The sequence below is a fragment of the Xanthomonas theicola genome (assembly GCF_014236795.1).
Classification (GTDB): Bacteria; Pseudomonadota; Gammaproteobacteria; order Xanthomonadales; family Xanthomonadaceae; genus Xanthomonas_A; species Xanthomonas_A theicola.
This window is the reverse complement of record NZ_CP049017.1, coordinates 207,769-220,336: the sequence shown is the minus strand read 5'-3', so window position 1 is coordinate 220,336 and position 12,568 is coordinate 207,769. Positions and strand designations below refer to the sequence as shown.

General features: G+C 68.1%; 13 protein-coding genes and 1 pseudogene. 10 read left to right on the top strand and 4 right to left on the bottom strand.

The window, feature by feature from the left end:
- Positions 1-175: 175 nt before the first annotated feature.
- On the bottom strand, positions 176-451 hold the full coding sequence (gene rpmA, locus G4Q83_RS01070) for a 50S ribosomal protein L27 (RefSeq protein ID WP_128421672.1): 276 nt from the start codon (positions 449-451) through the stop codon (positions 176-178).
- A gap of 12 nt (positions 452-463) precedes the next feature.
- A complete protein-coding gene (gene rplU, locus G4Q83_RS01065; RefSeq protein ID WP_128421673.1) occupies positions 464-784 on the bottom strand; it encodes a 50S ribosomal protein L21 in 321 nt (106 codons plus the stop codon).
- 294 nt (positions 785-1,078) lie between these two features.
- On the opposite strand from rplU, the gene uvrA reads away from it, so the two are divergent.
- From uvrA to G4Q83_RS01050, 3 genes and pseudogenes are all read left to right on the top strand, one after another.
- The gene (gene uvrA / locus G4Q83_RS01060) at positions 1,079-4,042 is read left to right on the top strand and encodes an excinuclease ABC subunit UvrA (protein WP_128421674.1); all 2,964 of its coding nucleotides are present in this window, start codon (positions 1,079-1,081) and stop codon (positions 4,040-4,042) included.
- Positions 4,039-4,470 carry an acyl-CoA thioesterase gene (locus G4Q83_RS01055; protein WP_128421675.1) on the top strand — a complete coding sequence of 144 codons (432 nt, stop codon included), beginning with the start codon at positions 4,039-4,041 and terminating at the stop codon, positions 4,468-4,470. Before uvrA ends, G4Q83_RS01055 begins: the two co-directional genes overlap by 4 nt.
- 254 nt (positions 4,471-4,724) lie before the next feature.
- Positions 4,725-5,523, top strand: a pseudogene (locus tag G4Q83_RS01050) (IS5 family transposase).
- Positions 5,524-5,530: 7 nt separating this feature from the next.
- Here G4Q83_RS01050 and G4Q83_RS01045 read toward each other — a convergent pair.
- Positions 5,531-6,016 carry a copper chaperone PCu(A)C gene (locus tag G4Q83_RS01045; RefSeq protein WP_128420269.1) on the bottom strand — a complete coding sequence of 162 codons (486 nt, stop codon included), beginning with the start codon at positions 6,014-6,016 and terminating at the stop codon, positions 5,531-5,533.
- A gap of 47 nt (positions 6,017-6,063) precedes the next feature.
- Between G4Q83_RS01045 and G4Q83_RS01040 the strand changes: the two genes are divergently transcribed.
- The 3 genes from G4Q83_RS01040 to G4Q83_RS01030 are packed head-to-tail and all read left to right on the top strand — an operon-like array spanning position 6,064 to position 8,325.
- Positions 6,064-6,843 (top strand): enoyl-CoA hydratase/isomerase family protein, encoded by a 780-nt coding sequence (locus G4Q83_RS01040; RefSeq protein WP_128420270.1) that lies wholly within the window; start codon positions 6,064-6,066, stop codon positions 6,841-6,843.
- Positions 6,844-6,896: 53 nt separating this feature from the next.
- Entirely contained in the window at positions 6,897-7,808 is a 912-nt protein-coding gene (gene tesB, locus G4Q83_RS01035) for an acyl-CoA thioesterase II (RefSeq protein WP_128420271.1), read from the top strand.
- Positions 7,809-7,818: 10 nt separating this feature from the next.
- Positions 7,819-8,325, top strand: coding sequence for a putative signal transducing protein (locus tag G4Q83_RS01030; RefSeq protein ID WP_128420272.1), 507 nt, complete (start codon positions 7,819-7,821; stop codon positions 8,323-8,325).
- Positions 8,326-8,385: 60 nt separating this feature from the next.
- On the opposite strand, the gene G4Q83_RS01025 is transcribed toward G4Q83_RS01030, so the two are convergent.
- Entirely contained in the window at positions 8,386-9,165 is a 780-nt protein-coding gene (locus G4Q83_RS01025; RefSeq protein WP_128420273.1) for an arginyltransferase, read from the bottom strand.
- A 179-nt stretch (positions 9,166-9,344) separates the two neighbouring features.
- On the opposite strand from G4Q83_RS01025, the gene G4Q83_RS01020 reads away from it, so the two are divergent.
- The 4 genes from G4Q83_RS01020 to G4Q83_RS01005 all read left to right on the top strand — a co-directional run bounded on the left by G4Q83_RS01020 (position 9,345) and on the right by G4Q83_RS01005 (position 12,555).
- Positions 9,345-9,830, top strand: a complete 486-nt coding sequence (locus G4Q83_RS01020; protein ID WP_185817314.1) for an EF-hand domain-containing protein — start codon at positions 9,345-9,347, stop codon at positions 9,828-9,830.
- Positions 9,808-10,164 (top strand): hypothetical protein, encoded by a 357-nt coding sequence (locus tag G4Q83_RS01015; RefSeq protein WP_128420275.1) that lies wholly within the window; start codon positions 9,808-9,810, stop codon positions 10,162-10,164. The genes G4Q83_RS01020 and G4Q83_RS01015 overlap by 23 nt, the downstream gene beginning before the upstream one ends.
- Positions 10,085-11,218: a sulfotransferase gene (locus G4Q83_RS01010; RefSeq protein WP_343068396.1), complete on the top strand. Its 1,134-nt coding sequence runs from the start codon at positions 10,085-10,087 to the stop codon at positions 11,216-11,218. The genes G4Q83_RS01015 and G4Q83_RS01010 overlap by 80 nt, the downstream gene beginning before the upstream one ends.
- A gap of 113 nt (positions 11,219-11,331) precedes the next feature.
- Positions 11,332-12,555 (top strand): MFS transporter, encoded by a 1,224-nt coding sequence (locus G4Q83_RS01005; protein ID WP_246432229.1) that lies wholly within the window; start codon positions 11,332-11,334, stop codon positions 12,553-12,555.
- Positions 12,556-12,568: the final 13 nt, after the last annotated feature.

The window sequence follows — 12,568 nt, the reverse complement described above, 5'->3', positions numbered from 1 at the left end:
TTTAGCGGCCCCGGCAAAGTACGGAGGCGACGAATCAGGGACTCGGCGGAATTGGCTTTCGCGAATTCCCACTCCCCAATCCCGATATCCCGGCCCTCCAACGAAAAACCCCGCCGAAGCGGGGCCTTCATTCAGCAAGCCTGCGCCATGTGCGCAGGCCCTGGAGGCGAAGCGCTTACGCCTCAACGGCAGCCGCTTCGGCCACCACGCTCACGGTGCGACGCTTCTTGGCGCCCTTGACCGAGAACTTGACCTTGCCGCCGACCAGCGCGAACAGGGTGTGGTCGCGGCCCAGGCCGACGCCCGAACCCGGATGGAAGCGGGTGCCGCGCTGACGCACGATGATGTTGCCGGCCTTGATCGCCTGGCCGCCGAACATCTTCACGCCCAGGTACTTCGGCTTGGAGTCGCGGCCGTTGCGCGAGGAGCCTACGCCTTTCTTGTGTGCCATGACTGCTGCTCCTTACTTCTTGTCGCCACCGGCAATGCCGGTGATCTCGATTTCGGTGTAATGCTGCCGGTGCCCCTGGCGCTTCATGTGGTGCTTGCGGCGGCGGAACTTGATGATGCGCACCTTGTCGGCGCGGCCATGGGCCACGACCTTCGCGGTGACGCTGGCGCCCTTCAGCGCATCGCCGAGCTTGATGCCGTCGCCATCGCCCAGCATCAGGATGGTGTCGAACTTGATTTCGTTGCCGGCCTCGGCCTCGAGCTTTTCCACGCGGAGCGTTTCGCCCTGCGCCACGCGGTATTGCTTGCCGCCGGTTACCAGTACTGCGTACATGACCAGACTTCCTCTGTAGTTATTGTGGTCGCCCCTGCCGTGCCTCGTCGGGCAAACAGGAGCGGAATTCTAATGGCTTCAGCAGGTCGGGGTCAAGCCCACGCTCTGCCGCGAAGGCCGCCCCGGCAACGAGCGCGATTGGCTGAACCGGCCCGCCACCACGCCGCCCGGATCCTGGCAAATCCGTCAATTGCCCCAACCTGCCAAGCTGGGTACGCTGATCGATTGCCGTCCCCCCTCTCCGCCCCCACGCTGGCCCTGGCTGACGCTCCGCCGGCACAACACGGACTCCTCATGGCGATGGATTTCATCCGCATCCGCGGCGCGCGCACGCACAACCTCAAGAACCTCGACCTCGACCTGCCGCGCGACAAGCTGATCGTGATCACCGGGCTGTCCGGCTCGGGCAAGTCGTCGCTGGCGTTCGACACCATCTACGCCGAAGGCCAGCGCCGCTACGTCGAGTCGCTGTCGGCGTACGCGCGGCAGTTCCTCAGCGTGATGGAAAAGCCCGACATCGACCACATCGAGGGCCTGTCGCCGGCGATCGCGATCGAGCAGAAGTCGACCTCGCACAATCCGCGCTCCACGGTCGGCACCATCACTGAGATCTACGACTACCTGCGCCTGCTGTACGCGCGCGTCGGCCAGCCGCGCTGCCCCGACCACGGCTATCCGCTGGAAGCGCAGACGGTCAGCCAGATGGTCGACCAGATCCTGGCGCTGGACCCGGAGCAGCGCTACATGCTGCTGGCGCCGGTGATCCGCGAGCGCAAGGGCGAGCACGCGCAGGTGTTCGAGCAGCTGCGCGCGCAGGGCTTCGTGCGCGTGCGCGTGGACGGCGAGCTGTACGAGATCGACGCGGTGCCGGCGCTGGCGCTGCGCCAGAAGCACACCATCGAGGCGGTGATCGACCGCTTCCGCCCGCGCCATGACATCAAGCAGCGCCTGGCCGAGAGCCTGGAGACCGCGTTGAAGCTCGGCGACGGCATGGTCTCGGTGCAGAGCCTGGACGCCGCCGATGCCGCACCGCAGCTGTTCTCCTCCAAGTACAGCTGCCCGGTCTGCGACTACGCGCTGCCGGAGCTGGAGCCGCGGCTGTTCTCGTTCAACGCGCCGATGGGCGCCTGCCCGAGCTGCGACGGCCTGGGCGTGACCGAGTTCTTCGATCCGGAGCGGGTGGTGGTGCATCCGGAACTGTCGCTGTCGGCCGGCGCGGTGCGCGGCTGGGACCGGCGCAACGCCTACTATTTCCAGCTGATCGCCTCGCTGGCCAAGCACTACAAGTTCGACGTGGACGCGCCGTGGCAGTCGCTGCCGGCGAGCGTGCGCCAGGCGGTGCTGTACGGCAGCGGCGACGAGACCATCACCTTCACCTACTTCACCGATGCCGGCGGCCGCACCCAGCGCAAGCACCGCTTCGAAGGCATCATCCCCAACCTGGAGCGCCGCTACCGCGAGACCGAATCGCCGGCGGTGCGCGAGGAACTGGCCAAGTACATCAGCGAGCGGCCGTGCCCGGACTGCAAGGGCGCGCGCCTGAACAAGGCCGCGCGCAACGTGTTCGTCGCCGATCGCCCACTGCCGGACCTGGTGGTGCTGCCGATCGACGAGGCGCTGCGCTTCTTCCGCCAGCTCGACCTGCCCGGCTGGCGCGGCGAGATCGCCAGCAAGATCGTCAAGGAGATCGCCGAGCGGCTCGGCTTCCTGGTCGATGTCGGGCTGGATTACCTGACCCTGGAACGCAAGGCCGACACCCTGTCCGGCGGCGAGGCCCAGCGCATCCGCCTGGCCAGCCAGATCGGCGCCGGCCTGGTCGGGGTGATGTACGTGCTCGACGAACCGTCGATCGGCCTGCACCAGCGCGACAACGAGCGCCTGCTCGGCACCCTCACCCGGCTGCGCGACCTGGGCAACACGGTGATCGTGGTCGAGCACGACGAGGACGCGATCCGCCTGGCCGACTACGTGCTGGACATCGGCCCCGGCGCCGGCGTGCACGGCGGCGAGATCGTCGGCCAGGGCACGGTGCAGGACCTGCTGAAGGCGCCGCGTTCGCTGACCGGCCAGTACCTGTCGGGCAAGCGCCGCATCGAGATCCCGGCCAAGCGGCACAAGGCCAACCCGAAGATGACCCTGCACCTGCGCGGGGCCGCAGGCAACAACCTCAAGGGCGTGGACCTGGACATCCCGGCCGGGCTGCTGACCTGCGTCACCGGCGTGTCCGGCTCGGGCAAGTCGACGCTGATCAACGACACCTTGTTCACCCTGGCCGCCAACGAGATCAACGGCGCCTCGCATGCGGTGGCGCCGTACCGCGAGATCGAGCACCTGGACCTGTTCGACAAGGTGGTGGACATCGACCAGTCGCCGATCGGCCGCACCCCACGCTCCAACCCGGCCACCTACACCGGCTTGTTCACGCCGCTGCGCGAACTGTTCGCGCAGGTGCCCGAAGCGCGCGCGCGCGGCTACTCGCCGGGCCGTTTCAGCTTCAACGTGCGCGGCGGCCGCTGCGAGGCGTGCCAGGGCGACGGCCTGATCAAGGTCGAGATGCACTTCCTGCCCGACGTGTACGTGCCCTGCGACGTGTGCCACGGCAAGCGCTACAACCGCGAGACGCTGGAGATCCTGTACAAGGGCTTCAACATCAACGACGTGCTGCAGATGACCGTCGAGGACGCGCTGAAGCTGTTCGAGCCGGTGCCGAGCATCGCGCGCAAGCTGGAGACACTGGTCGACGTGGGCCTGAGCTACATCAAGCTGGGACAGAGCGCGACCACCCTGTCCGGCGGCGAAGCGCAGCGCGTGAAGCTGTCCAAGGAACTGTCGCGGCGCGACACCGGCCGCACCCTGTACATCCTCGACGAGCCGACCACCGGCCTGCACTTCCACGACATCGAGGCGCTACTGGACGTGCTGCACAAGCTGCGCGACGAAGGCAACACGGTGGTGGTGATCGAGCACAACCTGGACGTGATCAAGACCGCGGACTGGGTGGTGGACCTGGGCCCGGAGGGCGGCCATCGCGGCGGCACCATCCTCGCCACCGGCACGCCCGAGGACATCGCCGCGCATCCGGATTCCTACACCGGCCAGTTCCTGGCCAAGCTGCTGCCCGCCGGCACCGTGGCCAAGCCGACCAAGCCGGCGGCGATGGCCAACAAGCCCGACGCGCTGCCGCCGCGCAAGCGCAAACCCGAGAAGGCCGCCAAGCAGGCGGCCAAGAAGACCACCACCAAGAGAGCCGCACGATGAGCGCATCCCCCGCCGATTCCTCCGCCACCGCGCACAAGCCGCTGGCGCGCGTGCCGATCAGCGTGCGCTGGCGCGACATGGACAGCATGGGCCACGTCAACAACGCCAAGTACGTGTCCTACCTGGAAGAAGCGCGCGTGCGCTGGCTGCTGCAGGTGGACGGCTTCTCGATGCGCAACCGCATCGCCCCGGTGGTGGCGGCGACCAACGTCAACTACCGGCGCCCGATCGTGTGGCCGAACGACATCGTGGTGGAACTGTTCGTCGAGCGCATGGGCAACAGCAGCATCACCGTCGGCCATCGCATCGTCGATCAGAAGGACGACAGCGTGCTGCATTCGGACGGCAACGTGGTGGTGGTGTGGATCGACACGCAGACCGGCAAGAGCGCGCCGCTGCCGGACGCGATCCGCGCGGCGTGTGGCTGAGGGGCCGGGACTGGGGACGCGGCGAAAGCGCCTCCCCCGGCCACCACACCGCGCACTGTAGGAGCGGCTCCGGTGGCCTCGGGCCATCAGCCGCGACAGGCATCGTCCGAAAATCCTGGCGCCGAACCGGCCGCGGCCGGAGCCGCTCCTACAGAAAAGCACAGGAGCGACGCACTCGCGACCATGCCCCCGGGTCCCCGGTCCCGACCTAAGAGCCTGTTCACGATCTTTCCCGGGTAGTGCAAACTCTGCGGATGCGAACAAAGACGTATCCGAGTGCCATGAGCCGGGAGCGGTTCGAGCAGATCCGCCCCATTCTGGAGCAGGCGCGCAAGCGCACCAAGCCACGGACCGTGGATCTGTAGGACGTGTGGTGCGCGGTGCTGTACCTGCTGCGCACCGGCTGTCAGTGGCCAGCGCTGCCCAGCGACTTCCCGAAGTGGCGCACCGTGCACTGCTACTTTGCCAAGTGGAGCGAACCAGACGATGAAGGAGTGAGCCTGCTGGAGCGGGCGCTCAAGAAATCAGGGTGGCGCGGCCCGCCAGGGACAGGGGCGCAACGCTTGCAGCACGTTCTTGATCGTGGACGCACAGAGCGTGAAGAACACGGACACGGCCGGCCAGAAGGGTTATGACGCGGGCAAGAAGGTCTCGGGGATCAAGCGTCGCATCGCCGTCGATACCCAAGGCCTGCCGCATGCGGTCGCGGTGACGACGGCGGAAGTGACCGACCGCAAAGGCGCGCTCCAATCCCTGGATCGTTGCAAGCCGAACCTGGGACACGTGCAAAGCCTGTTGTGCGATAGCGTCTATACCGCAGAACCATTCGCCGAAGGCGTACGAGAGATCCTGGGCAAGCAAGTCACGGTACAGATCGCCAAACGCAGCGAACTGCACACCTTCAAGGTCATGCCCAAGCGCTGGAGCGTCGAACGCAGCTTTGCGTGGCTGGAAAAGAACCGAAGGCTATGGAAGAACTGCGAGCGTAAGCTCAACGCCAGCTTGCAGTTCATCCACCTGGCATGCCTGACACTACTACTCAAAAGATCGTGAACAGGTTCTAAGGCTTTGCCGCCCCCACCTTCAACTCGCCCTGCACTTCGCGCCCGTCCTCCAACACGAAGCTGATCGGCAAGCGGGCGCCCTCGCGCAGCGGCTGCGCCGGCTGCATCAGCATCAGGTGCAGGCCGCCGGGCTGCAGGACGGCGTCGGCGCCGGCCGCCAGCGGCAGGCGCTCGATTTCGCGCATCTTACTGACCCCGTCCACCTGCGTGGTCTGGTGCAGGCTCACGTCGGCGAACGCCGGGCTGCGCGCCGACACCACCTCCAGCGCCTGCTTGCACGGGTTGTGCAGGCGGCCGAAACCGGCGGCCATCGGCATCGCCGCGTTCGGCGGCAGCCGAACCCAGCCGGCCTGCCATTGCGGCAAGCAGCGATCGGCCTTGGCCGCCGCAGGCGCCGCAAAGGCGGCCCCCGGCACCGACACGGCCAAGCACGCCAGCCCGACGGCCAGCCCCCGTAAGTACGCGGATGGTTTGAGTTTCATGGCTCTATGATAGCGCTCCCGCGACCCGTTGCTTTCGGATGCCTCGCATGACTTCGCTGATCCAGATCCTCGACCACGGCCCCATCCGCCAGCTGCGCCTGGTGCGCGCGCCGGTCAACGCGCTCGACACCGCCCTGTGCTGCGAACTGGCCGCGGCCATCGCGCAGGCGCAGGCCGACGCGGTGCATGCGCTGCTGCTGTCCGGCAACGAGCGCATCTTCTCCGCCGGCATGGACGTGCCGCACCTGCTCGGGCACGGCAACGACCGCGCCAAGCTGCTCGACAGCTGGCAGGCGTTCTTCGGCGCGGCGCGTGCGCTGGCCGACAGCGCCATCCCGGCGGCGGCGGCGCTGACCGGGCATGCGCCCGCCGGCGGCTGCGTGCTGGCGCTGTGCTGCGACTACCGGGTGATGGCGCGCAGCCCCGATCCTTCGCATCCGGTCACGATCGGGCTCAACGAGACCCAGGTCGGGCTGGTCGCGCCGGAAGGCATCCAGCGCCTGCTGCGGCGCGTGGTCGGCGCGCACCGCGCCGAGCGGCTGCTGGTCGCCGGCGAACTGGTCAGCGCCGAACACGCGCTGCAGATCGGCCTGGTTGACGAACTGGCCGACGCCGAACTGGTGGTCGCGCGCGCGGTGGCCTGGCTGCAGGAACTGCTGCAGCGGCCGAGGCAGCCGATGCTGCAGACCCGCGCGATCGCCCGTGCCGACCTGCGCAGGGCGCTGGCCGACGAACACATCCAGCTCGAGCGCTTCGTCGACGGCTGGCAGGCACCGGACACCCAAGCCGCGCTGCACGCGCTGGTGGCGCGGCTGGGCAAGCGCTGAGTGCCGCAGGCGGCCCGCTATAATCGCAGGCAGTCCTCGCCCAGGCCCGCCTCTTGTCCGCCAAGCCGCCCGCCCCCGTCGTGTCCGAACTGATCGAACTGCTGTCGCTGGAACGGCTGGAGGACAACCTGTTCCGCGGCCAGAGCCGCGACATCGGCACCAAGTACGTGTTCGGCGGGCAGGTGCTGGGCCAGGCGCTGTCGGCGGCGCAGGCGACGGTGGACAACGGGCGCCGCGTGCATTCGCTGCACGCCTATTTCCTGCGTGCCGGCGACATCGACCACCCCATCGTCTACGACGTGGACCGCACCCGCGACGGCGGCAGCTTCTCGGTGCGCCGGGTCACCGCGATCCAGCACGGCCAGGTGATCTTCTTCTGCGCCGCCTCGTTCCAGGAGCAGGAAGACGGCGCCACGCACCAGCTGAAGATGCCGGAAGTGCCGCAGCCGGAGGACATCGAGCCGACCCAGGCGGCGCGCCCGGAGGTGCTGGCGACGCTGCCGACCAAGGTGCAGCGCTGGCTCGCGCGCGGCGGCCCGTTCGAATTCCGCCACGTGTACCCGCGCGACGAGTTGAACCCGCCCAAGCGCCTGCCGTTCCAGCAGATGTGGCTGCGCCTGAGCGAGCCGGTGGGCGATGCGCCGGAACTGCACCAGGCACTGCTGGCCTACGCCTCGGATTTCCACCTGCTCGGCACCGCGACCTTCCCACACGGCATCAGCTACTACACGCCGAACGTGCAGATGGCCTCGCTCGACCACGCGTTGTGGTTCCACCGCCCGTTCCGCGCCGACGACTGGCTGCTGTACGCGCTGGACAGCCCCAGCGCGCAGGGCGCGCGCGGGCTGGCGCGCGGCCAGTTCTTCACCCGCGACGGGGTGCTGGTGGCCAGCACCGCGCAGGAGGGCCTGATCCGCGTGGTGCCCGACGCCTGCGCCGCGGCGCAGGTCCCGGTCAAGCGCTGAGGCGACGACGATGCGGCAGATCTTCAGCAGTCAGCGCGTGGAAACCGCCGAGGGCGTGGCCAGGCTGCTGCGCGAGCAAGGCATCGAGGTGCGGCTGAGCAACGGCCGCTCCTACCGCAGCCGGCGCAGCGGCCAGTTCAGCTACATCGAGCCGGCGGCGGCACAGGCGCAGCCCACGGTGTGGGTGGTGCATGCCGACGACCAGCCGCGCGCGCGCGCCCTGCTGCGCGAATCGGGCCTGATCGACAGCACCCGCAACGACCCGGCGCAGACGCTGCCGTACCTGAGCGAGTTCCGCTCGCAGGCGGTGCCGGACACCGGCAAGCGCTGGGCGTGGCGGATCCGCGTCGCGCTGCTGCTGGCGATCGGCGCGGTGACGCTGGTGACCGTGCTGCGTCATCGCAGCAACCCGGCGCCGGCGCCGATCACGGCGCCGGCGCACGTGCCGCAGCCGGCAGCGGATGCCGGCAACGACGACGTGCGGGTGCGGGTGCAGCCGGCGCAGCGCGGCAACTGATCTGCGCATGGCTGGGCTCGGCCTGGAGAAGCAAGGGAGTTCGACTGCGGCTTGGGCATTTCAACAGCCTGCCCTGCCCGGTTCGCCAAGACGCGCGGCATCGTCCTCGACGTCGCGCCAGCGGCGGCCGTCGTACGCCTGCAGTGGCCGGAAGCGGCGCTTGTAATCCATCTTCCGGTGGCCACGGATCCAGTAACCCAGGTACAGATGGGCCAGCCTTTCGCGCCTAGCCCATTCGATCTGGCGCAGGATCGCCAGCGTGCCCAGGCCGCGACCGGCGGCCTCCGGCGCATAGAAGGTGTACACCGCCGACAACGCCTGTTCGGTGATGTCGGTGACCGCCACGCCCAGCAATGGTCCGCGCCGGCCGTCTGCAGTGCGCTGGCGCAACTCCAGGAAGCGTCCCTGCGACCAGTCGCCGATCAGGAACTGGTCGAACTCGTGCGCACCATGGTCGTCCATGCCGCCGCCGGGGTGGCGGGTGCGCAGGTAGCGCCGGTACAGCGCCAACTGCTCGTCGCTGCGTTCGGCGGCGACGATGCGTGTATCGATGTCGACGTTGCGCGCCAGGCAGCGGCGCTGGCTGCGGTCGGGCACGAAATCGGCGACCGGGATGCGCACCGCCACGCAGGCGCGGCAGCTGTCGCAGTGCGGCCGGTAGACCAGGGCGCCGGAGCGGCGGAAGCCCCAGCCCAGGGCCAGCGGATACAGCGCACTCAGGCGCGGATCGTGCGGATCCAGCACCAGATCGCGCGCCTGCCGGTCCGGCCAGTAGCCGCATGCGTGCTGGCCGGTCTGGAACAGCCGCAGGTCGTCGCTGGCGTCGGTAGGGGTGGCCATGGCAAGAGCATAGTGCTTTGCAATCGCATCGGCCGCGACTGTCCTGTCCGCCGCATGAATTCGCCTGGCTCCTCCCGCCGCGGGACGTCGACGATCACCAAGGCGCTGCCGGCCCCGCCCGCTTGGTGTGGCCGGTTGCGCTGCGCCGGTGGCTGCCGTGCGTCTGCGCTATGCCAGCAGTGCCTTGGCCGCTGTTCCTGCACCGTCTCACGGAATCTTCCATGAATCGCCGCAATCCACTGTTCGCCCTGGCCATGCTCCCCGTGCTGTCCAGCACCGCCCATGCCGCCGATTCGCCACCTGTGGATTCAACCGCACCGGCCGCCGCCGGCGGCTTCGCCGCATTGGGCAGGAATGGCGACCGCGGCGTCGAGCGCGGCGGGGCTGCCGCCAGCCCGCACCTGGCCGAGCGCTTCGGCCGGCTCGGCAGGAACCACGATGGCAAGCTGACCGCGGACGCGTTCCCGCATCGCCATCGTCACGGCGAGCGCGGCATGCGCGGCGGCGCCGCGCTGGCCAAGCTGGACAGCGACCACGACGGCCGCATCCGCTACGCCCAGTCGCAGACCGATCCGACGTTGGCCGTGCGCTTCGCGGCGATGGACGTCGACAAAGACGACTTCGTCGATCGCCGATCGCAAATTGCGCGTCAGGCAGCATCGTGATGCCTGGTCCGTCGCGGCCGACACCGATCAGGACGGCATGCTCAGCCGCACCGAGTTCGAGGTGGCGTCGGCCAAGCGCATGATGCGCGCGCCGGGGTCGCCTCCGCGCTCGGCGCCGCCTGCATCCGGCGCGAACCGACAGCCGCGGCGCGCCATACCAGTGCGCCGAACGCCGAACGATCCAGCCCTGCGCGGCGATGCCAATGGGATTTTGGTTTACCGGTTGATGACAGCGCGCGAGCGAACCCGGAAAGATGCCGATCATGGCGCGAGGTTCCGCCTGCAGAGGACCATCGGCAATGCGGCGATCGCGAGAATCGACGACACTCCGTGATGTCGTTGCTTCATCAGCGTGTTGGGCATCCACGCTGCACCAAGCGTCTACGAAACGGGAGAAATGCCGGTGCTATAACCGGTATCACCGCATCAGACAGGAGGCGTTATGCCCGGCCCCGTCGCTCTTTCCTCGAGCCCTGTTCTGCTCGGAGGCGAGAACCGTTCCGGTACCACACTTCATCAGTATCCTGCTCGATTCGCATCCCGATCTGGTCGTCGGTCCGGAGATCGATTTCATAGAGCCTGTCGACCTCGGCCCGCACGTTGTCGCGGCGTGCGACCTGATGGATCGTGGCGATGCACGGGTGACCGGCACGACCAAGGAGTCCATCGACCCGGAGTGGTATGACGGCATGCACTTCGTCCTGCAGTGCGAGCGTTTCGGTCTTGGCCGCGACGACGTCCGCACCCTGGTGGCCGGTCTGATGGCAGAGCGCCGCAGCAATCTGACCACCTTGGAAGAGCGCTGCCTGGTCATCGACTGCATCGGTGAATTTCAACGCAGACGGACCGGAGCCCGACGCTGGGGCCTGAAGCTTCAGCGCAAGATCAAGGATATCGGCAAGTACGCCGCGATCTGGCCGCACGCGCATTTCGTCCATCTCATCCGCGACGGTCGCGATCTGACCGCTTCCCATTTCAAGACAGTTCCCGATTGGGGTTACCGGACCGTCGCGGATGCCGCGCGTGGCTGGCTGGAAGTCGTCGCCGGGCCGCGCCTGACTGCGCCTGAAGGCCGCTATCTGGAAGTGCGCTACGAAGATTTGGTCACCCACCCGCGCGCAACCATCGAGCGAATCCTGGATCACCTCGGCGTCCCGTGGCACGAGGCGGTCCTGCACAACACCGACTATTCGCACACGCTGTTCGACACCCCCAGGGGCCATCCCGCGGCGGAGGCGGCAGGCAAACCGCTGTACACCTCGCGCAATGGGCGATACCTGCAGGATCTCACGCCAAGCCAGATCGATGCGTTCGAACGCATCGCCGGGAAGGAATTGGAGAACCTGGGATACAGCCTGTCGGCGCCGAATCGCGGGTCCGCGAAATGACCCCCGATTCGAGCGCTGCAGCCCAACGGTCGCTACCGCGCAGCTTCCACCTTCTTCTTGCGGGCCAGTCGCTGTCCGTCATCGGCTCCCAGGTGACCATCCTGGCGCTACCCTTGATCGCGATCGAATTGAACGACGCAGAACCATTTGAAACCGGCGTCCTGCTCGCCTGTGGACGGGCGCCCTATCTGCTGCTGGGCCTGCTCGCGGGAGTGCTCGTCGACCGATTCCCGCACTGGCTTCTGCTGATCACGGCGAACGCGACGATGGCGCTCACCCTGGCCACGTTGCCGCTGGCGGCGTTGCCGACCGGACACATCGGCATGCCTCATCTGTACGCCGTCGCCACCTTGATAGGCACCGCCGCGGTGATCGCCGACATCGCCTTCCTGGCCTGCATACCAACCGTCGTGCGGCCCCGGCAACTGGTACAGGCGCAGAGCAGACTGGAACTGGGCCAGTCGGCAGCGCTGGTATTGGGCCTGCCGCTCGCGGGCTGGTTGATCGCCACCTTCTCTGCACCCGTCGCGATACTGGCCGACTCGGCTTCGTTTCTGCTCGCCATGGCGCTGCTCCCGTACGTGGCGATGCGGTCGGCAAGAAACACCTCGGCCTCGACCGACCACAGAGATCGCCGAACCGGCGAACGGACCGGCAGCACAGGCGGCCGCCTCCTCGGTGAAGCGGTCGAGGGCGCGTTGTTCACGCTTCGCACCTCCCGGCTGCGCGCGGCGACCTTCGCGACCGGCACGTTCATCTTCTGCTACAGCGCCTATTCCGCTGTCTTCATGCTCTACCTGACGCAGGACCTGGGACTGACCGCCGCCGCGATCGGCGCAGTCACCGGCATCGCGGCGGTAGGAAGCGTCGTGGGCGCGCTGATCGCGCGCCCGGCTGCGCGGGTACTGGGCCTGGGCCGCGTGCTCGTCGCCGCGCTGCTGACGAGCGCTGTCGGCGCGGTGCTCAACCCGGTATTGCATGCAGCGGGGTGGTTGGCGCTCGGGCTGTCGCAGTTCCTGATCTGGGCCGGGCAGCAGGTCTACAACGTCCACCAAGTCCCGATCCGCTACGCCTTGGCGCCAATGGAATTGCACGGCCGGGTGAACGCGAGCATCCGCACCGTGGTCTGGGGCCTGGCGCCCTTGGGCGCCCTGCTGGGCGGCGCCTGTGGAACATGGCTGGGGCCCAGGACCACGCTGCTGCTCAGCGGCGCGCTGATGGCCACAGCCGCCGGATGGATCATCACCTCTCCCCTGTGGGCCGTGCGCACGCCGCAGCTCGCCGAGGCTCATCTCGAACAGTCGCCCACGGCCGCCGCTTCCATTCTCCACAGATGAACCGTCATCCGAC